The 20789-nt window shown below is 65.1% G+C and carries 22 protein-coding genes and 1 tRNA gene; 7 read left to right on the top strand and 16 right to left on the bottom strand.

Features of this window, described 5'->3' with window-relative positions:
- Nucleotides 1–5: 5 nt before the first annotated feature.
- The 7 genes from SH584_RS04815 to SH584_RS04785 all read right to left on the bottom strand — a co-directional run bounded on the left by SH584_RS04815 (nt 6) and on the right by SH584_RS04785 (nt 9016).
- Nucleotides 6–2969 carry a TonB-dependent receptor gene (locus SH584_RS04815; RefSeq protein ID WP_324808977.1) on the bottom strand — a complete coding sequence of 988 codons (2964 nt, stop codon included), beginning with the start codon at nt 2967–2969 and terminating at the stop codon, nt 6–8.
- Nucleotides 2966–4018: a LacI family DNA-binding transcriptional regulator gene (locus SH584_RS04810; RefSeq protein WP_324808975.1), complete on the bottom strand. Its 1053-nt coding sequence runs from the start codon at nt 4016–4018 to the stop codon at nt 2966–2968. The genes SH584_RS04815 and SH584_RS04810 overlap by 4 nt, the downstream gene beginning before the upstream one ends.
- Before the next feature lie 127 nt (nt 4019–4145).
- Nucleotides 4146–5228 carry an ABC transporter ATP-binding protein gene (locus SH584_RS04805; protein ID WP_324808973.1) on the bottom strand — a complete coding sequence of 361 codons (1083 nt, stop codon included), beginning with the start codon at nt 5226–5228 and terminating at the stop codon, nt 4146–4148.
- A gap of 78 nt (nt 5229–5306) precedes the next feature.
- Nucleotides 5307–6596, bottom strand: coding sequence for a PQQ-dependent sugar dehydrogenase (locus SH584_RS04800; protein ID WP_324808971.1), 1290 nt, complete (start codon nt 6594–6596; stop codon nt 5307–5309).
- Nucleotides 6593–7018 (bottom strand): DUF2231 domain-containing protein, encoded by a 426-nt coding sequence (locus SH584_RS04795; protein WP_324808970.1) that lies wholly within the window; start codon nt 7016–7018, stop codon nt 6593–6595. Before SH584_RS04795 ends, SH584_RS04800 begins: the two co-directional genes overlap by 4 nt.
- Nucleotides 7019–7163: 145 nt before the next feature.
- The gene (locus tag SH584_RS04790; protein WP_324808968.1) at nt 7164–8513 is read right to left on the bottom strand and encodes an ABC1 kinase family protein; all 1350 of its coding nucleotides are present in this window, start codon (nt 8511–8513) and stop codon (nt 7164–7166) included.
- Nucleotides 8510–9016, bottom strand: a complete 507-nt coding sequence (locus SH584_RS04785; RefSeq protein WP_324808966.1) for a DUF427 domain-containing protein — start codon at nt 9014–9016, stop codon at nt 8510–8512. The genes SH584_RS04790 and SH584_RS04785 overlap by 4 nt, the downstream gene beginning before the upstream one ends.
- A gap of 130 nt (nt 9017–9146) precedes the next feature.
- Here SH584_RS04785 and SH584_RS04780 point away from each other — a divergent pair, with 130 nt between their 5' ends.
- Together SH584_RS04780 and SH584_RS04775 are read left to right on the top strand one after the other, a co-directional pair.
- Nucleotides 9147–9695, top strand: coding sequence for a pseudouridine synthase (locus tag SH584_RS04780; RefSeq protein ID WP_324809477.1), 549 nt, complete (start codon nt 9147–9149; stop codon nt 9693–9695).
- A 49-nt stretch (nt 9696–9744) separates the two neighbouring features.
- A complete protein-coding gene (locus tag SH584_RS04775) occupies nt 9745–10575 on the top strand; it encodes a 23S rRNA (adenine(2030)-N(6))-methyltransferase RlmJ (RefSeq protein ID WP_324808964.1) in 831 nt (276 codons plus the stop codon).
- Between the two features lie 141 nt (nt 10576–10716).
- Here SH584_RS04775 and SH584_RS04770 read toward each other — a convergent pair whose 3' ends face one another.
- From SH584_RS04770 to purS, 6 genes are all read right to left on the bottom strand, one after another.
- Nucleotides 10717–11388 (bottom strand): phosphatase PAP2 family protein, encoded by a 672-nt coding sequence (locus SH584_RS04770; protein WP_324808962.1) that lies wholly within the window; start codon nt 11386–11388, stop codon nt 10717–10719.
- 378 nt (nt 11389–11766) lie between these two features.
- Nucleotides 11767–12219 (bottom strand): hypothetical protein, encoded by a 453-nt coding sequence (locus SH584_RS04765; protein WP_324808960.1) that lies wholly within the window; start codon nt 12217–12219, stop codon nt 11767–11769.
- 1 nt (nt 12220) lies between these two features.
- Nucleotides 12221–12964, bottom strand: coding sequence for a phenylalanine 4-monooxygenase (locus SH584_RS04760; RefSeq protein ID WP_324808958.1), 744 nt, complete (start codon nt 12962–12964; stop codon nt 12221–12223).
- A 265-nt stretch (nt 12965–13229) separates the two neighbouring features.
- Nucleotides 13230–13306: transfer RNA gene (locus SH584_RS04755), tRNA-Arg, on the bottom strand.
- Between the two features lie 42 nt (nt 13307–13348).
- Nucleotides 13349–14014 carry a phosphoribosylformylglycinamidine synthase subunit PurQ gene (gene purQ, locus SH584_RS04750; protein WP_324808956.1) on the bottom strand — a complete coding sequence of 222 codons (666 nt, stop codon included), beginning with the start codon at nt 14012–14014 and terminating at the stop codon, nt 13349–13351.
- Nucleotides 14011–14241: a phosphoribosylformylglycinamidine synthase subunit PurS gene (gene purS, locus SH584_RS04745; protein ID WP_322842636.1), complete on the bottom strand. Its 231-nt coding sequence runs from the start codon at nt 14239–14241 to the stop codon at nt 14011–14013. The genes purQ and purS overlap by 4 nt, the downstream gene beginning before the upstream one ends.
- Nucleotides 14242–14380: 139 nt before the next feature.
- On the opposite strand from purS, the gene SH584_RS04740 reads away from it, so the two are divergent.
- On the top strand, nt 14381–14530 hold the full coding sequence (locus SH584_RS04740; protein ID WP_322842637.1) for a hypothetical protein: 150 nt from the start codon (nt 14381–14383) through the stop codon (nt 14528–14530).
- A 32-nt stretch (nt 14531–14562) separates the two neighbouring features.
- On the top strand, nt 14563–14946 hold the full coding sequence (locus tag SH584_RS04735) for a PaaI family thioesterase (protein ID WP_324808953.1): 384 nt from the start codon (nt 14563–14565) through the stop codon (nt 14944–14946).
- On the opposite strand, the gene SH584_RS04730 is transcribed toward SH584_RS04735, so the two are convergent.
- From SH584_RS04730 to SH584_RS04720, 3 genes are all read right to left on the bottom strand, one after another.
- Entirely contained in the window at nt 14943–16070 is a 1128-nt protein-coding gene (locus SH584_RS04730) for an acyl-CoA dehydrogenase family protein (RefSeq protein ID WP_324809475.1), read from the bottom strand. The genes SH584_RS04735 and SH584_RS04730 overlap by 4 nt on opposite strands.
- 8 nt (nt 16071–16078) lie before the next feature.
- Nucleotides 16079–17230, bottom strand: coding sequence for an acyl-CoA dehydrogenase family protein (locus tag SH584_RS04725; protein ID WP_324808951.1), 1152 nt, complete (start codon nt 17228–17230; stop codon nt 16079–16081).
- 77 nt (nt 17231–17307) lie between these two features.
- The gene (locus tag SH584_RS04720) at nt 17308–17892 is read right to left on the bottom strand and encodes a hypothetical protein (RefSeq protein ID WP_324808950.1); all 585 of its coding nucleotides are present in this window, start codon (nt 17890–17892) and stop codon (nt 17308–17310) included.
- Nucleotides 17893–18012: 120 nt separating this feature from the next.
- Here SH584_RS04720 and SH584_RS04715 point away from each other — a divergent pair, with 120 nt between their 5' ends.
- From SH584_RS04715 to SH584_RS04705, 3 genes are read left to right on the top strand one after another with little or no spacing between them, the layout of a single operon-like run.
- Nucleotides 18013–19260, top strand: a complete 1248-nt coding sequence (locus tag SH584_RS04715; RefSeq protein WP_324808949.1) for an acyl-CoA dehydrogenase family protein — start codon at nt 18013–18015, stop codon at nt 19258–19260.
- Complete coding sequence (locus SH584_RS04710; RefSeq protein ID WP_324808947.1) at nt 19257–20033, top strand: SDR family oxidoreductase; 777 nt, start codon at nt 19257–19259, stop codon at nt 20031–20033. The genes SH584_RS04715 and SH584_RS04710 overlap by 4 nt, the downstream gene beginning before the upstream one ends.
- Nucleotides 20030–20785, top strand: a complete 756-nt coding sequence (locus SH584_RS04705) for an SDR family NAD(P)-dependent oxidoreductase (RefSeq protein ID WP_324808945.1) — start codon at nt 20030–20032, stop codon at nt 20783–20785. Before SH584_RS04710 ends, SH584_RS04705 begins: the two co-directional genes overlap by 4 nt.
- Nucleotides 20786–20789 lie beyond the last annotated feature (4 nt).

Raw genomic sequence — 20789 nt, 5'->3', positions numbered from 1 at the left:
GGATGCTAGAAGCGGAAGCCTGCGCGCAGCTGAATGCGGCGCGGCAGGGTCTGCAGGTTGTTCGGCTTCAGCAACTCGATCGAACCGTCTTCCGGGGCAAGGAAGTCGGTGGTGATCGCATAGTTGCGATTGCCCAGATAACCGTCCCATCCGCCGTAGTTCTTGTTGTTGAAGACGTTCAGGAAATCGACCGCGACGTTGATGGTCGCATCGCCGAAGACGCGGATGTTGTTTTCCACCGTCACGTTGACTTCGCAGAAGGCGAAGACGCCCTTGATGCAATTCTTGACCGGGTAGAAGGACGTGATCTCGCGCTCGTTGATCCCGCCGCCGTTGCGGGCGTCGAACACCTGGAACGCCGCGCCGCTTCCGAACTGGCTCAAGGTCGAAATCTTGAATCCCGCCGGAAGGTCGAGAATGCCGTTCAGGACCAGCCGGTGACGTTCGTCGCCGGGCTTGGGCCGGAAGCCGTATTCGTCCGGCGTCGCCTTATCGAGGCTGAACAGGTCGTTTCCGTTCTGCTCCGATTCCGCCAGCGTGTAGGCGACCCCGAAGCCCCAACCCGACGTCCGCGTGTAGGGCTTGTCGAGCGTCAGGTAGATCGCCTTGTAGCGGGTATCGAGTTCGTCCGCTCCGATCAGGACGTTGCCGAAGCCGTTGGCACGCGCGACCGCCGTGTCGCAGCAATCGCCATTGTCCGCACGCCGCGTCGCGAACAGGTGCGTGTAGCCGTTCTTGCCGCGGATATAGCTTCCGGTGGCCGAGGCCTGCCACTCGCCGAAGCGCTGGCGAACGCCCAGGCTGAACTGGTCGGTACGCGGCGGACGCGCGTCGTTCTTGACCGCGAACAATTCGGGAAGGCCGGTCGCGTCGGTCGCCCGAAGCTCGAGCAGTCCCTCGCGCGTCAGGTAGCGCGGATCCCACCGCACGGTCGGATTGCCATCACGCGGCTGGCCGTCCTGCGAGAAGTAGAAGACGCCGGTGTCATACTGCAGGCGGAAACGCTCATCGAGCGTGTTGTTGAACACATTACGATCGAAATAGCGGCCGTAACCGCCGAAGATCACCGTGTCGCGATTGCCGAACAGGTCATAGCTGAAGCCGATGCGCGGCTGGAACATGCCCAGGAACGGTTTGCGATCATTTCCGTCGGTGATGTAGTCGTCGGGATCGAAATAGTCGGTCGGCGTAAGGCCGCGTAGCGCCGCCACGGCGGCGTCGGGCGTGCGGTAATTGTTGTTGAACATGTTGCTCTCGTAATCCCAGCGCAGGCCGAGATTGAGCTCCAGCTTGTCGGTCACCTGCCAGTCGTCCTGGATGTACAGGCCGATCGCGGTGTTCAGCGCGCGGATGTTCGGATCGCCGGTGCCAAGGCGTGCCTCGGCCGGGAAGTCGAAGGTAAGGTCGTCGCCGGTGCCGGGGGTGTTGCGCGTATCGTTGCGGAAGAAGTAGCGCGGTTGGGCGAAGAACGACTTGTTGAAGTCGTAGCTGTGGTTGGCAAGCTTCACGCCGGCCTTGATCGTGTGACCCTCGACGCCGGTAAAGGTGAAGTCGTTGCGCGCGGTAAAGCTTTTCTGGACGAGGCGCTGGGTCGAATCCTTGCCGCCGAACGTAATGACGCCCTGGTAGTCGAAGCTGGGATCGTCGGGGTTCAGCGAGGTCGGATTGAACGCATATTTCAGATAGTTGACGTCGAATTCGTTGATGAAGCTGTCGCCGCGCCACGTCCACTTGCCGTTGTAGGTGTCGACGATGTTGATCTTGTTCTCGGCGGCGGTGAAGGCGGTCTGGCCGCCAAAGCCCTGGATGTCGCTTTCCTTGCGGCGCGAATAGCTGAGGTCGATCGTGTGATCGCCGGCGATCCCGGTCAGCTTGCCGAAGTAGAAGTCGCCGCGGAACGGGCTGACGAACGACCCTTCATATTCACCGAAGCGCGCGAGATTCTCGGGCGAGCGATTGCCGAGCGCGACGTTGAACGCGCGGTTCTGGTCGTTGCCTTCGTAAGCGCCGAAGAAGAACAGGCGGTCCTTGATGATCGGGCCGCCGAGCGCGACGCCATATTGCTTGCGCTTGAACTCCGGCTCGGGCTGTCCGCGCCGCTCAGTGAACACGTCCTGCTTGGACAATCCCTTCCCGGTGTACTGGCCGAAGACCTCGCCATGGAATTCGTTGGTGCCCGACTTGGTCGCGGCGACGATGACGGCCGCCGACGCCTGCTCATATTCGGCCTTGAAGTTCTGCGTGAGGACGCGGAATTCCTGCACAGCGATCTGGCCGAACGGGTTGCCGCGCGAATTTTCCTGGCCCGCGACACCGCTGTCGAGGATCTGGTTCTTGATGCTGGTGCCGTCGATGAAGACGTTGACGCCCGCCGCGGTCGATGCGCCCGAACGCACTTCCTTGTCGGTTTCGCTGTCGTTGTAGGTGACGCCCGGCGCCAGCTTGGCAAAGCTCAGGAAGTTGCGGTCGGTCTGCGGCAGCGAGCGGATCTGCTCCTGGCTGACGTTGGTTGCGACTTCGCTGGTTTTCACTTCGGCGAGGCGGCGTCCCGTCACGACGACTTCGCCGCCCGACGACACGGCCCCCGCCGGCGCGGCGGGATCGGCGGCGACGACTGCGTCCGGCGACAGGTCGAGCGTCGAACGCCGACCGATTTCCGCTGCGAACTGGCGCTCGACGGTGGCGCCGCCGACCGTCGTGCGGATCGTGTAGTTGGCCGGACGAAGACCGGCGAGCACGTAGCTGCCATTGGCGTCGGTAGTGGTGTTCGACGTCTGCCCCGTGCCCGCATTGACCGCCGACACCACCGCGCCCGCGACCGGTGCGCCCGATGCGTCGGTGACCCGGCCGGCGATGGTGCCGGTGCTGGTCTGCGCGGCGGCAGGAGCCGCGACCATCGTGGTCATGGTGACGGCGGAGACGCCGAGCAGCAGTGCGCGCATCAGCGCCGGTCGATGTGAAGTCGTCATGACGGCATCCCCTCTTTGAAATTATGTTCTGATTGATCGTGACTTGGAGTGGTGGCTGGCTCGCGCAGCGTCGAATGGCGCGTGACCAGGGTGGGTGACAAAATCGTCGGCGCCCGCGCGTCGTCGTCGCCGTTCATCAGCGCGATCAGCTTGGTCATCGCCGCGGCGCCAAGCTGGGCAATGCGCGCGTTCATCGTCGTCAACGAAGGCGCGACATAATGCGCGATCGGAATATCGTCGAAGCCCGCGACCCCAACGGTCTCGCCAATCGCGATGCCCGCGTCGGCGAGCACCGCCGCACAGCCGACGGCCATCATGTCGTTGGCGCAGAAGATCGCATCGACCGGAAGCCGCCCCGCGATCAGCAGGCGCGCCGCCTCGGCGCCGCTGCTTTCGCTGAAGTCGCCAGGGATGACGATCGGATCGCGCTCGCCGGTCAGCGCGGCCATCGCCTCGCGAAACCCGGCTTGGCGGTCCATCGAATCGCGATTGTGCCGCGGCCCCGACACGAAGGCGATGCGGCGATAGCCGCGCTCGACCAGATGGCCGGTCATCGTCTTGGCGGCGCCGCGATTGTCGATTCCGACCGAGGCAATGCCGGGCGAGGGCAAGTGGCTGTTGATCATCACCGCCGGCTGTCCGGGCCCGAGCGCATCGAACAGGTTCGCGCGATCGAGGTCGGGGGTCATCACCAGCAGGCCGTCGACACGTCCGCGCATCGTGCGCACCGCATTCGCCGCCTCGAGCGGGTTGCCGTGCATGTTGCTGAGCAACAGTTGCAATCCGCTGGCATGCGCGACGCGGTCGATGCCGCGGATAAGCTCGCTGAAGAATTCGCCGAACAGGTCGGGCAGTACAACGCCGACCGCATCGGCCTTTTGCCGAGTCAGGCTGCGCGCGCCTGAATGGGGGACGTAGCGAAGCGCGGCCGCGGCCGCCCGAACCTTCGCACGCGTGGCGGGCGTGACATTGTCATGATCGTTGAGCGCACGCGACGCCGATGCGACCGACACGCCAGCCTTGCTCGCCACATCGCGGATGGTAGCCATCGCGCCCTCTCCTGGATCGCCGCGATCTGTTGCCGCTGGTCGATCTGCACGCCGGACCAATCATCCGGCGCCGTCGATGTAACCGGTTACATCGAAGCGCGGCAAGTCACTTTTTGGTCACACTGGGTCAGGAAAGGCGGATCGCCTCGCCGCCCTGGTCGAACAGGTGGAAATGGCGGGGATCGGGAGTGAGCGTCACGCGCTCGCCTTCGCTGACGCGGGCGGGCTCGACATGGTGCCAGATCAGCGGCGGGTCGCCTTCGCCGGCACCGTCGAGGTGGACGTTCACGCTGCTCCCTAGCCGCTCGATGAAGCGTGCGGTCAGGTCGATGCCGTCGCCGTCGCCCGCGCGCCAATGTTCGGGCCGGACGCCCAGCGTGACCGGTGCACCGATGTCCGCGTCGGGCGCCCGCGGCAAGTCGATCCGCTTGCCGTCGGCCAGCTCGAGCGCGCGGCCACCGGTTCGCTCGACGATGCGTCCGTCGAGAAAGTTCATCTGCGGCGATCCGATGAACCCGGCGACGAAGCGGTTTGCGGGCCGTTCGTAGAGATCCGACGGCGTCCCGGCCTGCTCGATCACGCCATTGCGCATCACCACGATCCGGTCGGCCAGCGTCATCGCTTCGACCTGGTCGTGGGTCACATAGACCGTGGTCGTTCCAAGCTGCCGATGAAGCGCGGCGAACTCAAACCGCATCCGGTTGCGAAGGCTGGCGTCGAGGTTGGACAGCGGCTCGTCGAACAGGAAGACGTCGGGCTGGCGAACGATGGCGCGGCCGATCGCTACCCGCTGCCGCTGCCCGCCCGACAGCGCGGCGGGCTTGCGGTCGAGCAGTTCGTCGAGACCGAGGATCGCGCTTGCGCGGCGTACCGACTCGTCGACCTCCGCTTTCGAACGCTTCGCCAGGCGGAGTGCGAACGCCATATTCTCGTAGACGCTGAGGTGCGGGTAGAGCGCGTAGGACTGGAACACCATCGCGATGCCGCGCTTCGACGGGGGCAATTCATCGACTCGCGTGTCGCCGATCGCGATCGACCCCGAATCGAGTTGCTCGAGCCCAGCGATCGATCGGAGCAGCGTCGACTTGCCGCATCCCGATGCGCCGACGATGACGCAGAATTCACCGTCGGCGATGTCGAGGCTGACGCCATTCAGGACCGCGGTGATCCCGAACGCCTTCCACGCTCGATCGATCGTCAGGCCCGCCATCGCACTCTCCCTGCCATGCACTCGGTATGAGGAATGGCAGGGTTCACCAACTATCGCCCAACTGCAATGGGCGATGCGTCAGCGGGTCGGGGTCACGCGCCAGATGGTGTTGGACAAATCGTCCGCGACGATCAGCGCGCCGCGCGGATCGACGGTCACGCCGACCGGTCGCCCGAACGTCTTCCCGTTGGCCTGGAAGCCGGCCAGGAAATCGACCGGCGGACCGGCGGGACGACCGCCGCGGAACGGCACGAACACGACCTTGTAGCCGACCGGCTTCTCGCGGTTCCAGCTGCCGTGCATCCCGACGAACGCGCCGTCGGCGAACTGCGGACCCATCGCCGCGCTGCTGAACGACAGGCCCAGCGGTGCGGTATGCGACTGCAGAGAATAGTCCGGGCGAACCGCCTTCCTGACCATATCTTCCTTGAACGGCTGCACGCGCCGATCGGGGTTGGGGCCCCAATAGGCGTAGGGCCAGCCGTAGAAAGCGCCTTCGCGAACCGAGGTCAGATAATCGGGGACGAGGTTGGCGCCCAGTTCGTCGCGCTCGTTGACCACCGCGAACAATTGCCCGCTACCCGGCTGCACCGCGAGCGCAGTCGGGTTGCGAAGCCCGGTCGCGAAGCGGCGATGCGCGCCGGTGGCGACGTCGACTTCCCACACCATCGCGCGCTCTTCTTCCGCAGCCATGCCACGCTCGCCGATATTGCTGTTCGAGCCGTTGCCGACATAGAGGAAGCGGCCGTCGGCGCTGGCGGCAAGCGCCTTGGTCCAGTGATGGTTGATCTCGGCCGGAAGCTTGGTGACCGACCGCGGCGGGCCCGGCGCACGGGTCTGCCCAGGCTGGTAGGCGAATTCGACCAATTCGTCCTGGTTGGCGACGAATAGGCGGTTGCCGATCAGCGCGAGGCCGTAAGGCGCGTTGAGGTTCTCGGCGAAGATCGAGCGCCCTTCGTAGGTGCCGTCGCCATCGGCGTCGCGCAGAAGCGTCAACTGGTTGCCGCCCTTGACCGAGCTGGTGCCCTTCTTCTTGAAATAGCCGGCGAGCATGTCCTTGGGCCGAAGCGCGGGGGCATCGCCGCCGCCCTTGCCTTCGGCGACCAATATGTCGCCATTGGGAAGCACCAGCGTCTGGCGCGGGATCTTCATGTCGTTGGCGATCGCGGTGACGGTATAGCCCGCCGGCGCGGTCGGACGGCGGTCGCCCCAACCCGCGGGATCGGCGATCGTCATGTTGGGCAACAGCCCGCGATGCGGCTTGGGCAGGTTGGGGTTGGGGCCGTACTGGTCGGCCGCCGGGTCGCTTCCGCATGCGGCAAGCGCCAAGGTCATTCCGGCAAGGGTGAGCAGGTGGGTCCGGTTCATCGCGGCGCTCCCGAACGAAGGGTGGAGAAGCCGAGCCACACCGCGACCACGGCAAGCACGAAGGTGATCAGCGACAGGATCAGCCCGCCCGGCATCGTCGCCCAGCCATCCTTGCTGTGCACCAGCGCGGCGATGAAGCCGACGATGAAGGTCGTCAGCATGACCAAGAGGTAGAGCGCAGCCGGCCGGTCGCGACGCACGTCTGCCCGAAAGAAGTCGATCACCGCCCACAGCAGCGCCGCGCCCGCGAACACCAGCGCGCCACTGTTCAGCCACGCGGCGAAGTTCAGCCACTGGATTTGCTGCGACGAGTTGTAGGCCCAGTCGCTCAGCAGCGCGCCGAGGAAGAGGGGCAGGGTCGATGCCAACAGGATGGCGTGGAGCGGGTGGATGACCCGTCGATTGTGGATGGCGCTGGGCAAACTCGACCCTTTCGACATGTGGTTGCCGGAGGTCCGGCAAAAAGGCGCGCTCGGCGACAGCAAATGCCACACGAAGCCGATACGCCTAGTCGCAATGCCAGAGGCCCCGCACTGGTTCCGCGAAGCCGGAAATTGGCGGTCCGTCCTAGAGGTGGGAAGCCGGTTCCGTCACGCCGAGCACGTCCTGGGCGATCGTTCGGACGTCGACCCGCGCCTTCAGCCGCGCGGCAAGCAGCGCAGTGCCGCTGATCTTGCGCTGGACGAACAACAGGTCGGCCGGGGGCAGGTGCCACGCTGCCTTGTCGGCGGCGATCTCCATTCCCTGGTCGCGCAACGTGTCGACGAAGGCGCGGGTGCCAAAATCGAACGGGCCGGGGCGGTGAAGCTCGCCAAGGATGACCTCGATCATCCGGTCGATGCGCGCCGAATGGTTGTCGATCGCACCCCGCGCGACGAACCCGGCGTCGAGCGCTGCCGTGCTAATGGCTTCGCGATCCTGAGCCAGCGCGGCCTCGACCAGCCGCCGATAACCCGCCGCCGTGGAAGCGGCGATGTCACGCGTCGCGCCGAAGTCGAGCAGCACCAGCTTTCGCGTCTCGGGCTGGTAGCGATAGTTGGCGAAGTTGGGATCCGTCTGCATCACCCCGAACTCGAACAATTCGCGCAGCACCAGCCGGATCAGGCCGGTCATCACCGCGTCGCGCTCTTCCTGCGGCGCATCGGCCAGAGTCTCGACCGGCCGTCCCTCGACGAAGCTCATCGCCAGCACCGTATCGGTGGTAAATTCCTCGTCGATCCGCGGGACGACGAAGGCGGGATCGTCGGCCAGCAGCGCGTGAAACCGCATCATCTGCCCGCCTTCGCGGCCATAATCGGCTTCCTCGGCCAACTGCGTCTTCGCCTCCGCCAGCAACGGCGCGATATTCAGTTCGGCCGGGAGCAGGCCGGACACCCGCAACAAGGTCGCGACATTGTCGATGTCGCTGTCGATGCTCTGGCGGACCCCCGGATACTGGACCTTGATCGCCAGCGTCCGGCCGTCATGCGTATGCGCGCGGTGCACCTGTCCGATCGACGCCGCGGCGATCGGGCGCGGCTCGAATCGGGCAAAGCGCGTACGCCAATCCTTGCCCCATTGCGCGGCCAACACCTGCTGAAGCTGTTGCGGCGGCATGTGGTGCGCGTTGTCGCGCAGGCGCGAGAGCAATTGCGCCAGCTCGGCGGGCAGGAAGTCGCCCGCGTCCATCGAGATCATCTGGCCAAGTTTCATCGCCGCCCCGCGAAGATGCGACAGGCGGTCGGCGAGCCGCGCGAAGTTGGCGGGTGTCATCAACAGGTCACCCATTCGCGGCCGCTCGCCCGCGGCAAGGCGTCGCGCGCCCTCGGCCAGCATTCCGCCGCCGACTCCGGCGGCTAGCCGCCCGAACTGGGTGATCCGCGCGGTCCGGCCGCTGGGGACCGCGCGCTGGCGCGGCTCGTCGAAATCGTCGCTCACCAGCCCATGCTTCCGGCAATGCCCTTGAACGGACCGGCAAGGTCGGGCGTGATCCACCCGCCGTAGAAATGGCCCGGCTGCGGCGTGACGGGCATATCATCGACGGTGCAGCGATCGAATGGGCCGGCATAGAAAGCGACATAATCGCGCAGGCTGGCAAAGGCGCGGGTCGGGTAGGGATAGCTCCAGCCGACGCGCGGCAAGACGAGGTCGCCGAACACGACATCCCAATAGAGTGCCGTTCCCTTCCACTCGCAGAAGGACGATCCATCCGCCTGTCGAAGGACGCCCGGCGCGATGTCGTGGGGTGGGATGTAGTAGCTGAGCGGATGGCTGGTTTCGAGCGTGACGACACTGGCGCGGGTGTCGGCGACGACCTGCCCGCGATGCTCTATGCGGACACGCGCGTCGCAAGGTTCTGCAACCGCGGGGCGGGGGAAGTGCCACACACTTCGCTGTCCGGGGGCGACGCGATCGGGCTCGGGCCAGGGGGAGAAAGTCATGCCCGCCATATGGGGTGTGGCGCGCCAATACCCATGGCGCGGCGCGTAAATTTCGACCGCTAAAGTCGCATGTAAGTCCGTGCAGCACGATGCTGGAGACATGGCGGTGATCGAGCGATATGCACGCGCGATGGCCCGGCTGCTCCTGTTCAACAAACCGTTCGGGGTCCTGTCGCAGTTTACCGACCGTGGTTCGCCGACCGCCCGCTCGACCTTGTCGGACTATATTTCCGTCAAGGGCGTTTACCCTGCCGGACGGCTCGATCGGGACAGTGAGGGGCTTTTGCTGCTGTGCGACGACGGACGGCTTCAGGCGCAAATCGCGGACCCGCGGTTCAAACTGCCGAAGTCGTACCTGGTACAGGTCGAAGGCGACCCGCAGGAAGTGGAACTGGAACGCTTGCGCATGGGCGTCCAACTCAAGGACGGCATGACCCTGCCGGCCGATATCGCGCGTATCGACGAACCGTCCTTGTGGCCGCGCGACCCGCCGATCCGCCAACGCCGGTCGATCCCCGATAACTGGCTTAAGATCACCATCCGCGAGGGAAGAAACCGCCAGGTCCGTCGAATGACGGCGGCGGTCGGCTTGCCCACGCTCAGGCTGGTGCGATGGTCGGTTGGCGATTGGTCCATCGGCACTCTGGAGCCGGGTCAATTTCGGGAAATCATAGTCTAGGCTGGATCGCCGATCCTTCTATAGGCGGATCGGCAAAGTCTGAACGCCGATGAACTACCGTCATTCCTTCCACGCTGGGAACAGCGCCGATGTCGTCAAGCATTGCTTGCTGATCGAGCTCGTCCGCGCCTTGCAGCAAAAGCCGAGTGCGCTGACAATGATCGATACGCACGCCGGTTGCGGATTGTACGACCTTGATGACGACACGGCCCAGCGCACCGGCGAGGCGTCGCAGGGAGTGGTCCGCGCCTTTGCCGACCGCAACCCGCTGCTGGATGATTATCGTGCCGCCGTCCGGGCCGTGAACTCGACGCCCGATAGGCGTCTGTATCCTGGCTCGCCCCACATCATGGCACAGCTGTTGCGGCCGCAGGACGTGCTGATCCTCAATGAAAAGCATGTTCAGGACGTGATGGCCCTGCGCGCCGCCATGCGGGGTACGCCCGCCGCCGTGCATCAGCGCGACGCTTATGAATTATGGCTGGCGATGCTGCCGACGCGAACACCGCGCGGCGTCGTGGTCGTCGACCCGCCTTACGAACAAACGGACGAGCGCGATCGGATCACGGCGACGCTTGCCGCGGCGACCCGCAAATGGGCGCATGGCGTCACGCTGATCTGGTACCCGCTGAAGGACCGCGCCACGCATGTGCGATGGAAACAGGAGATGCGCCGGCTCGGCATCCCGAAGTTCCTGACGATCGAGCATTGGCTGTTCGACGCCGAACAGCCCGGCATCTACAACGGCGCGGGTCTCTTCGTCGTCAATCCCCCCTACGCTTTCACGCAAATCCTCCCGGACCTGCTCGAAGCCCTCCGCGCCGCGCTGGCCCCCGAAGGACATCGTGGCGACCTCAGTGCCGATTGGTTGGGCAGCTAGAAGGGGTTTACGCTAGAATCTACCACGTGTGGCGACACTGCACCTCCCACTGGTCATTGACCGTCTCGCCGCAAACGAAAGGTGGACAGGAACCATGACTCCGCACCACGCCCGCCGCCCGCGACCATCCACGGCAGCGGCTCAAGCCTGAAGCGGATCGCACCAGCTTTCACCGTTCCGGGGGGCAAGTTTATTCGCAGCTAAAATGCTGGCTGCGGCGTTTGCCGCTCCCGCCAAGGTGTCGACGAGGTAATGCGAACCGATCACGATCGTGCCGATGATCATCAATGCATTCAGTAAGATCGACGGCGCGCGAAGCAATCGAATGGGCCACAAACCCCAAACGAAAAGGATCGCTGCAGTCGTGTGGAAACTTGGCATCGAGATCATGCCGAGTTGCATGCTGCGGTCGATCACCGTCAGTTCGCCGGCGTGGAACCCGCGTATCAGGGCCGAGTAATCGCATGCACGACCTACAATAGGAAGCCCCTCCGGCCTAACTCCGCACAGGACGAAAGATCCGTCGGCCGGAAAAAGCATCAATCCAATCGCGGAAATGCAAAGGCCGATCATGGCGGCGGTTACCAGGTGCCAGGCCCGATCGATGTAATTGGCTGCGCACATAACGATCAGTACGAGTGGCGCCTGCCAGGTCATCGAGTAATATCCGAACGACACGATCTCCCACAGACGCGCGTCCTTAAAGGGCGCTACGAAGGCCGCGAAATCGAACCCCAGCATGCGGTCAGCGTTCAGCAAAGCACCGTCAGCTAAGGGAAAGCCGAAAGCGATCAGAGGATACTGCAGGATCATGACGGCGGTGCCTTGGGCCGCCAAAAGTGCCATCGTTTCTAACGCTGCCGAGGTCCGATCGCGGCCTGCTCGCCTGAGCATCATTCCAGAGAAAACGAAAACGCCGGCAAGTCCGACGAGAAACCAATTCCAGGACTCAAAGCGAAGGCCCCCAAGTCGCAGCGCCGCCCACGTGATCGGAAGCAACGCTAGCACAAGCGCATATATGACGAGCGATCTGCGATCCGGCTTCGGACATACATCCAACCAAGTGAAAGTTGATCCGGTTGCCATCGAGAGCAATGTATCAGCTTCAAGCGCGAAGTCATGTGCGTGTGGGGCCATGATAGCGGATAGTCACGATCCCCTGCTCCGCCGCCGGTGACCGAGCGGAAAGAATCAACGAAGCAGCGCGCTCCCTACCTCCCAGCCCTCCTCTTGGATTGGCCAATCGGCCACATCAATCAATTGGAGTAGAATTGCATCCGCTTTTGCCAACGCGTCGAGCCGAATGCCGAGCGCTATCAGGTAGCGAAATAGCATCGACCTAGTGAATCGGTCGCGCTTGCGCGGCAACTTGTATTTCTCGATCTCTTCGAACGGCAAGGCGTCACCAGTTTCAGCCCAAGTCCATCGGCCATCGGTCGCATTGAGATCGATCTGCCGGATTGTCTGTAATGGTCCGTCCCCGTCGGGACCTTGGATCCACAGCTGCGTTACTGCATGTCCAGGTTCGTGGAGAGGCGCATGGCCCGCCACCAGGCCGCGGGCGTGCAGGTTCCGCGCGATGCTCGGACCTGGCGCGGAAGGATCGCCGCGGCCCGAAGCTGCGCGCTGCAGACCGCGACGCAAATCAGCGTCGATGCAATGCGGCGATGGCGGAATCGAAACTGTCGGATACGAAGTAAAGCGGCTGCATCGCATCATGACGATAGGGCGAAGCCGTCGCCGCCTCGAAGGTGAAGGGTCGACGGTCGATGGAGGGATCCTCGAGACTTGCGCGCGCCTCTCCGAAACTTGACGCAAGACCGGCACCGAGGATGCGGAGCTCGCCGTCTTCCTTGCACAGGCCGAATTCAACGGTGTGCCAATAGAGACGCGCGACCACCTGACCTTCACCGGAAGCGATTGCCTCCAGGCCAAACTCGCCGACCGACCGCATCGCCGACGCCATCCGCGGGTCCGCGAGCATGGGCACGTGACCGAAAATGTCGTGGAAGCAGTCGGGCTCTTTCAGATAGTCCATCTGCGTCCTGCTTCGAATGAAGTTGCCGATCGGGAACAGCCGTGCGGCGAGCATGGCGAAGAACGCTTCATCGGGGACGAGACCCGCGACCGACACGCAGCGCCAACCAGTCCGCTCGACAAGTCGCTCGTTCAAGCGTGACAGGTTGGGCACACCAGGGTCACGAAGACCCAATTCGTCGACCCCCTCGAAGAAGGGGCTGACGACACGGCCGCGAAGAAGCTGCATCTGCCGGGCGAAGAGCTCATCCCAAACGGCGTGGTCGTCGGGCGTGAACGTCGTCCACGACTGATCGACCAAGAACCTTTGCCAGTGCGAGCTACGGGCCGCATTGTTGACTTCAGCGAGCATCACAAATTCTCCAGGCACAAAAAAACCCGCCGGACGGTGTCGGGCGGGCGGGCGGTTGCTTGTCAATCAGACGCGCGTCAGCTGCTTCCCACCGTGAAGGAGCGATAATAGCGGGCGCGGGCGATCAAGAAGGTCATCGAGGCCTGTTATCATCCAGCGTAGGTGAATGCCAGATTGCCGGATTCGACGGACTGGTCGCGATAGTAAACATCTTTGAAAAGTTCTGAGGGCTGCTGAGCAATCCTTGTGCTTCAGGACCTTTGAGTGGCGCGCCCGGCTGGGTTCGAACCAGCGACCTCATGCTTAGAAGGCACGTGCTCTATCCAGCTGAGCTACGGGCGCGCGAGCCCTTGCGCTACCTATCGGCGGCGGGCGCCGCAAGGCTTAGGCGACGGCTTCGAGCAGTCCTTCGAACAGGCGGCGGCCGTCGGTGTTGCCGTGCGCATTCTCGAACGCGCGTTCGGGGTGCGGCATCATGCCGAGCACGTTGCCGGCGTCGTTGAGGATGCCCGCGATCCCCCGTGCCGATCCGTTGACATTCTCGGTGTAGCGGAAGGCGACGCGGCCTTCGCCCTCGATCCGGTCGAGCGTGTCGGCATCGGCCTGGAAGTTGCCGTCGTGATGCGCGACCGGGATCGTGATCTGTTCGCCCGCGCGATAGGCGGCGGTGAAGATCGACTGGCTGCTTTCAACCGTCAGCCCGACCGGGCGGCAGACGAACAGCAGTCCGGCGTTGCGCATCAGCGCACCGGGCAGCAGCCCGGCTTCGGTCAGCACCTGGAAGCCGTTGCAGACGCCGAGCACCGGCACGCCCTTTGCCGCGGCTTCGCTGACGCTGCGCATGATCGGGCTGCGTGCCGCCATCGCGCCGGAGCGGAGGTAGTCGCCATAGGAAAAGCCGCCGGGAACGGCGACCAGGTCGGTATCGGCGGGAAGCTCGGTCTCGCGGTGCCACACCATCGCCGGGTCGCGGCCGGTCGCCTGGCGAAGGGCGACGGCGAGGTCGCGGTCGCAGTTCGATCCGGGAAAGACCAGGACCGCGGACTTCATTGCCGTTCGATCCGGAAATTCTCGATGACCGTGTTGGCCAGCAGCTTGCGGCACATGCCCTCGATGTCGGCGTCGCTGGTGCCGTCCTTCAGGTCCAGCTCGATCAGCTTGCCCGCACGGACGTCTTCGACGCCGTCGAAGCCAAGCCCCTCGAGCGCATGGTGGATCGCCTTGCCCTGTGGGTCGAGCACGCCCGGTTTCAGGGTGACGAACACGCGCGCTTTCATCGCTTGGCCTTTCCGTTGGTGACGCCCGCGCGGCCTATGCCGCCGCGGGAGCGGCGGGGCAAGCTTTACCCGATCTTTACCCTGTATCGGCGACAAGGGGTGGGGCCCGCGCGGGGCCGGGAGTTTTGGGGACGTTTCGATGGTCGCAGTCGCCGCCATGATGTTTGTCGCGCTGATCGCGTGGGGCAAAAGCTATTTCGGCTGGTCCGATCCCAGCGGGGACGTGCAGCTTGCGCTGTTCGCGTCGTTCACGCTGGGCATCGTATGCGGGTATAAAGTGAAGGAGTGACCCGGCGCCCGCGCTCCTGCTAGGGGCGGCGGGTGACCGACTATCCGCCCTATGCCCAACTGCTTCGCCTTCGCCGCGAAACCTCGTCCGGATCGTTGCGCACGGTTATGCCGTTCCATGACGATGTCGTCGGCCGGCCCGGCTTCCTCCACGGCGGCGCGATTGCCGGCCTGCTCGAATTCACCGCCTTCGACGCGCTTCGCGCCGCCCTTGGCGACGAAGAAGGCGTGGCGATGAAGCCGATTACCGTCACCGTCGACTACATGCGCGGCGGGATCGATGGCGACACGCAGGCCGAAGCGGTGGTCGAACGACTGGGCAAGCGTATCGCCAATGTCGAGGCCTTCGCCTGGCAGCGCGAGCGCGACCGGCCGATCGCCTCGGCGCGGATCACCTTTCTGCTCGACCGCGACTAGTAACCGCTCAACCGCGCCACTTCAGCAGCGTGGAAGCGGTGGCTTCCGAACATCTCCGACAGCACCGCTTCGCGCTTCATGTAGAGGCCGATGTCATGTTCGTCGGTCATGCCGATGCCGCCGTGCATCTGGACGCCTTCCTGGACCGCGAGCGCGGAGGTCCGGCCTGCCTTGGCCTTGGCGACCGACACGAACAGGTCGGCGCGCGGATCGCCCGCATCCAGCAATTGCGCCGCCTTGAGCGCTGCCGCGCGCGCGATTTCGATCTCGCCGAACAGGTGCGCGGCGCGATGCTGCAGCACCTGATATTCGCCGATCAGTTTCCCGAACTGCTTGCGCTGTTTAAGATAGTCGAGCGTCATGTCGGACGCCCCCGCGGCGACCCCGACCAGCTCCGATGCCGCACCCGCGCGGCCCGACCGGAGCGCGCGCGACAGCGGCGTCCAGCCGTCGTCGACCTCGCCCACCACCGCATCGGCATCGACCGACACATTCTCGAACGTCAGCCGCGCCGCCTTCGACGAATCCGCAAGCGCGACATTGTCGACCTGCAATCCGCTGGCATCACGCTCGACCGCGAACAGGGTGATCCCGTCGGTCTCGCCCGGAGCGCCCGCGGTCCGCGCCGCGACCAGCACGACATCGGCGCTGGCCCCATGCACGACGAACTGCTTGGCGCCGTTCAAGGTGAAGCCGTTGCCCGACCGCGTCGCCGCCAGCGACACCTTGGCGGGATCGTGGCTGCGGCCTTCGTCGATCGCCAGCGCCGCAACCATCTCGCCTGCGACGATTCCCGGGAACCAGCGATCCGCCTGCGCACTGCCTTCGAGCGCACGCACCGCCGCGACCGCGGTCGTCAGGAAGGGGGATGGGGTCAAATTGCGCCCGACTTCTTCCAGCACCAGCCCGGCCTCGACCATGCCCAGCCCCGCGCCGCCCTGCGCCTCGGGGATCAGGATCCCGGTCAGGCCAAGCTCGGCGAACTGCTTCCACAGTCCGTGGCCAAAGCCATCCTTGCAGCCGATATCGCGCCAGTGGCGAAGCTGCGTCTTGATCGAACCTTCGTCGGCCATGAACGGCGCGACGCTGTCGTGAAGCATGCGCTGGTCGTCGGTCAGGGTCATCATTGCCGTCAGGCTCCCGGAAGGCGGAGGATATGCTTGGCGACGATGCCAAGCTGGATTTCGCTGGTGCCGCCCTCGATCGAATTGGCCTTGGTGCGAAGCCAGTCGCGCGCCGACTTGCCGCCGCGTGACCGCTCGCTGTCCCACTCGAGCGCGTCGGACCCGCCCGCGGCCATGATCAGTTCGTGGCGGCGCTTGTTGAGCTCGGTCCCGGCATATTTCATCAAGCTCGGCATCGCCGGATGCGCCTCGCCCGCCTTTAGCTGGTCGATGAAACGCTCGCTCATCGCCGCAAAGGCCAGCACGTCGACATCGAACGCCGCAATCTCGGCGCGGAGCAGCGGTTCGACCTCACCGACGCTGGCGCCGAGCGCCTGGCGTTCACCGCCAAGCCCCATGCCGCTGATCATCTCGCGCTCATGGCCAAGCAGATATTTGGCGACGTCCCAGCCCTTATTCTCCTCGCCGACCAGCTGGTCCTTGGGCACCTTCACGTCGTCGAAAAAGGTCTCGCAGAAGGGGCTGTTGCCGCTGATCAGCAGGATCGGCTTGGTCGAGACGCCTGGGCTTTCCATGTCGAACAGCAGGAAGCTGATCCCGCCATGCTTGGTCTCGGTCGAGGTGCGGACGAGGCAGAAGATCCAGTCGGCCTCGTCGGCATAGCTGGTCCACACCTTTTGCCCTTTGACGACATAGTGATCGCCGCCATCCTCGGCCTTGGTCTGAAGGCCGGCGAGGTCGCTGCCCGCGCCCGGCTCCGAATAGCCTTGGCACCAACGGATTTCGCCGCGCGCGATCTGCGGCAAGTAATCCTTCTTCTGCTCCTCGGTCCCGAATTTGAGCAGTGCCGGGCCGAGCATCGAGATTCCGAAGCTGGTCAGCGGCGGCCGTGCGCCGATCGCGGCCATTTCTTCCTTCAGCACCTTCGCTTCCGCCGCGCTAAGGCCGCCGCCGCCGTAGGACGCAGGCCAGTCGGGAACGGTCCAGCCGCGCTCGCCCATGACGGTCAGCCACTGCTTCTGCGCCTCGCTCTGAAACTCGAAGTGACGCCCGCCCCAGCAGGCATCCTTTTCGGTCCGCATCGGCGTCCGCATTTCGGCGGGGCAATTGGCTTCCAGCCACGCGCGCGTTTCGGCGCGGAAGGCGTCCAGGTCGGTCATCGATCCTCTCCCTAATCGGCCCAATCTTGGGCCTTCGGCAGGGGGCGTCAATGGCGCATGGATTAAGCTCGCTTTCCCTAGGGGCGGGGTTTCAGGCCGCTCGCCGAAATGTGCCAGCGACGCTGCGCCGCGGTCGATCCGTCGACATCGTTGACTCGGCGAAGCGTCATCGGGCCCGACAGGTGAAAGCCGCCCCCTTTGGCCAGGATTCCGGTCACCGTGACGGGGAATTCGGCATAGATCGATCCCGCGCCGCCCTCGGTCGTCCCCGCGCCATAGGCGGTTCCGTCGTAGATCCGGTACTTGTGGAAGCTCGCGGCGAACTCGGCTTCGGACATGCCGGTCGCCTTGCCGTCGTCGCCCCATAGTCGATAGGCGCGGGCGTATTGTCTCGTCGCCAGCGCAGCGAAATAATCGTCGAGCACGCGCTTGGCGGCTGCCGCGCTCTTTTCGCTCTCCGGGGTCGCAGGCACCGACGGGACGGGCTCGGCCGCAGGAGGAGCGGGCGCAGCCTCGTTCAACGGTTCCGGCGTTTCGGGCGCGGCAGGCGGTGCGGTCGACGCGGGGGCTTCAGCCTCGCTCGTCGTCACGTTTTCGGGGGCCGGCTGGGCCTGGCAGGCGGTCAGCATCAGGGCGGCGATTAGGGGCGGGGCGATACGCATGACCGGTTCAACCGGCCCGTAGGGGCAAGCGTTCCACCGGCCCGCCCTTGCCCTCGCCGCCTGTGCGTCCTAGCCCGTTTGCACGTCGGGCCGAGGGCCCGGACAGCGGGAGCAAGGCACTTGGATTTTGACCTTACGGAACGCCAATCTTTTTTCCGTGACCGCGTTCGCGCCTTCATCGACGAGCATATTCGCCCCCGAGTCGGCGAGTATAAGACGCAGATCGACGCGGGCGACCGCTGGCAACCGATCGACCTGATTGAAGAGCTGAAGCCCCACGCCCACGCTGCGGGCCTGTGGAACCTGTTCATGCCGCCGGGCGGGGTGCTCCGCCACGTCGACGAAAGCTTCGAATTCGAAGGCGAGCAGCTCACCAACCTCGAATATGCGCTTTGCGCCGAGGAGATGGGGCGGATCCTGTGGTCGGCGGAAATCTTCAACTGCTCAGCGCCCGACACCGGCAACATGGAAGTACTCCATCGCTATGGCACGCGCGCGCAGAAGGACCGCTGGCTGGCGCCGCTGATGCGCGGGCAGATCCGCTCGGCCTTTTTGATGACCGAGCCGGGCGTCGCCTCGTCCGACGCGACCAACATCGAATGCCGCATTGACCGCGACGGCGACGACTATGTCATCAACGGCAAGAAATGGTGGTCCTCGGGCGCGGGCGATCCGCGCTGCAAGGTCGCGATCCTGATGGGCAAGACCGACCTGTCGGAAAGCCGCCACCGCCAGCAATCGATGGTACTGGTGCCGATGGACGCCGACGGCATCACGATCGAGCGGCACTTGTCGGTCTATGGCTATGACGACGCGCCGCACGGCCACATGGAAATAGCGCTCAAGGACGTGCGGGTGCCGTCCGAGAACATCCTGCTCGGCGAAGGCCGCGGGTTCGAAATCGCGCAGGGCCGGCTCGGGCCGGGGCGGATCCACCATTGCATGCGCACGATCGGCGCGGCCGAGGAAGCGCTTGGACTGATGGTCCGCCGCCTCCAGTCACGCGTCGCCTTCGGCAAGAAATTGTCCGAACACAGCATCTGGGAACAGCGCATCGCCGAAGCGCGGATCGAGATCGATTCGACCCGGCTGCTGTGCCTCCTTGCCGCCGACCGCATGGACAAAGCGGGCAACAAGGCCGCCGCCGCCGAAATCGCGATGATCAAGGTCAAGGCACCGCGCATGGCTCTGAAGGTCATCGACGACGCGATCCAGGCGCACGGCGGGGCGGGGGTCAGCCAGGACACGCCGCTCGCGCATAGCTGGGCGGGAATTCGCACGCTTCGCCTCGCGGACGGCCCGGACGAGGTCCACAATCGCTCGATCGCTCGGATCGAATTCGCCAAGCATGCGGAGAGCGACGCTTGAGCGGCCTGTTCGACCTGACCGGCAAGGTCGCGATCGTCACCGGATCGTCGCGCGGGATCGGCCGCGCGATCGCCGAGGCGATGGCCGACCAGGGCGCGCGCGTGGTCATCTCCAGCCGCAAGCAGGACGCGTGCGAGGAAGTCGCCGCCGCGATCAATGCCAAGCACCCCGACGCCGCCATCGCGGTCGCCGCGAGCATCTCCGACAAGGCCGCGCTCCAGAACCTCGTCGACGAGACCGTGCGGCAATTCGGCAAGGTCGACGTGCTCGTCTGCAACGCCGCGTCGAACCCCTATTACGGGCCGATGGCGGGGATCAGCGACGACCAGTTTCGCAAGATCCTCGACAATAATGTCCTCGCCAATCACTGGCTGATCTCGATGGCCGCTCCGGCGATGGTCGAGCGCGGCGAAGGCTCGATCATCATCGTCTCGTCGGTCGGCGGGCTGACCAGCTCGACCACCATCGGCGCCTACAACGTCTCGAAGGCGGCCGACTTCCAGCTCGCCCGCAACCTCGCCGCCGAATTCGGGCCGAGCGGGGTGAGAGTGAATTGCATCGCGCCAGGACTGGTGCGGACCGACTTCGCCAAGGCGCTGTGGGAGAACCCCGACACGCTGAAGGCGGTCACGCGCGGCACCCCGCTTCGCCGCATCGGCGAGCCGCACGAGATTGCGGGCGCCGCGGTCTATCTCGCCAGCCCGGCCTCGACCTTCATGACCGGCCAGGCGATGGTCGTCGACGGGGGCAGCACGATCGGGATCGGCCTATGACCGGACGGCTCGCGGGCAAGGTCGCTATCGTCACCGGTGCCGGATCGGGCATCGGCAAGGCGACGACCGACCTGTTCCGGGCCGAAGGCGCGACCGTCGTCGGCGCGGACCTGCGCGGCGCCGATGTCGATTGCGACGCGGGCGACGAGGCGTCGGTCAAGGCACTGGTCGAGCGCGCCGTCGCCGATCATGGCGGGCTCGACATCTTCTTTGCCAACGCCGGCATCGCGGGCGGGCTCGCCTCGATCTTCGAGCAGGAGCAGGCCGACTGGGCCGAGATCCTGCGCGTGAATCTGATCGGACCCGCCATGGCGATTAAATATGCCGCCGAGCCGATCCGCGCGCGCGGCGGCGGGTCGATCGTCTGCACCGCCTCGGTCGCCGGGCTTCGCTCGGGCGCGGGCGGTCCCGCCTATTCGGCGTCGAAGGCGGGCGTGATCAGCCTGGTGAAGACCGCGGCGCAGCAGCTCACCGGCTCCAACGTCCGCGTTAACGCCATCTGCCCCGGCCTGATCGAAACCGGCATGACCGAGTTCGTCTACGAACGCGCCCGCGCCAAGGGGCAGGAGGATCGGCTCGGCCACCTCAACCCGCTCAAGCGCGGCGGCCATCCGATGGAAATCGCACAGGCCGCACTGTTCCTCGCCTCCGACGACAGCAGCTACGTTAACGGCCACGCGCTGGTCGTCGACGGCGGCCTGTCATCGACCCATCCTTTCAACAACCAGAGCTACGGCCGCACGGCCATCTGACCCG

It is taken from the genome of Sphingomonas sp. LY29 (assembly GCF_035593985.1).
Lineage (GTDB): Bacteria > Pseudomonadota > Alphaproteobacteria > Sphingomonadales > Sphingomonadaceae > Sphingomicrobium.
Note: the sequence above shows the minus strand (reverse complement) of the source record. Positions and strands in the feature narration are given on the sequence as shown.

Excerpts from the sequence above, each read along its gene's own strand:
- SH584_RS04815 (WP_324808977.1), bottom strand. The coding sequence starts at position 2,969 with ATGACGACTTCACATCGACCGGCGCTGATGCGCGCACTGCTGCTCGGC.
- SH584_RS04810 (WP_324808975.1), bottom strand. The coding sequence starts at position 4,018 with ATGGCTACCATCCGCGATGTGGCGAGCAAGGCTGGCGTGTCGGTCGCA.
- SH584_RS04805 (WP_324808973.1), bottom strand. The coding sequence starts at position 5,228 with ATGGCGGGCCTGACGATCGATCGAGCGTGGAAGGCGTTCGGGATCACC.
- SH584_RS04800 (WP_324808971.1), bottom strand. The coding sequence starts at position 6,596 with ATGAACCGGACCCACCTGCTCACCCTTGCCGGAATGACCTTGGCGCTT.
- SH584_RS04785 (WP_324808966.1), bottom strand. The coding sequence starts at position 9,016 with ATGACTTTCTCCCCCTGGCCCGAGCCCGATCGCGTCGCCCCCGGACAG.
- SH584_RS04780 (WP_324809477.1), top strand. The coding sequence starts at position 9,147 with ATGGCCCGGCTGCTCCTGTTCAACAAACCGTTCGGGGTCCTGTCGCAG.
- SH584_RS04775 (WP_324808964.1), top strand. The coding sequence starts at position 9,745 with ATGAACTACCGTCATTCCTTCCACGCTGGGAACAGCGCCGATGTCGTC.
- SH584_RS04770 (WP_324808962.1), bottom strand. The coding sequence starts at position 11,388 with ATGATCCTGCAGTATCCTCTGATCGCTTTCGGCTTTCCCTTAGCTGAC.
- SH584_RS04760 (WP_324808958.1), bottom strand. The coding sequence starts at position 12,964 with ATGCTCGCTGAAGTCAACAATGCGGCCCGTAGCTCGCACTGGCAAAGG.
- purQ (WP_324808956.1), bottom strand. The coding sequence starts at position 14,014 with ATGAAGTCCGCGGTCCTGGTCTTTCCCGGATCGAACTGCGACCGCGAC.
- purS (WP_322842636.1), bottom strand. The coding sequence starts at position 14,241 with ATGAAAGCGCGCGTGTTCGTCACCCTGAAACCGGGCGTGCTCGACCCA.
- SH584_RS04740 (WP_322842637.1), top strand. The coding sequence starts at position 14,381 with ATGGTCGCAGTCGCCGCCATGATGTTTGTCGCGCTGATCGCGTGGGGC.
- SH584_RS04730 (WP_324809475.1), bottom strand. The coding sequence starts at position 16,070 with ATGACCCTGACCGACGACCAGCGCATGCTTCACGACAGCGTCGCGCCG.
- SH584_RS04725 (WP_324808951.1), bottom strand. The coding sequence starts at position 17,230 with ATGACCGACCTGGACGCCTTCCGCGCCGAAACGCGCGCGTGGCTGGAA.
- SH584_RS04720 (WP_324808950.1), bottom strand. The coding sequence starts at position 17,892 with ATGCGTATCGCCCCGCCCCTAATCGCCGCCCTGATGCTGACCGCCTGC.
- SH584_RS04705 (WP_324808945.1), top strand. The coding sequence starts at position 20,030 with ATGACCGGACGGCTCGCGGGCAAGGTCGCTATCGTCACCGGTGCCGGA.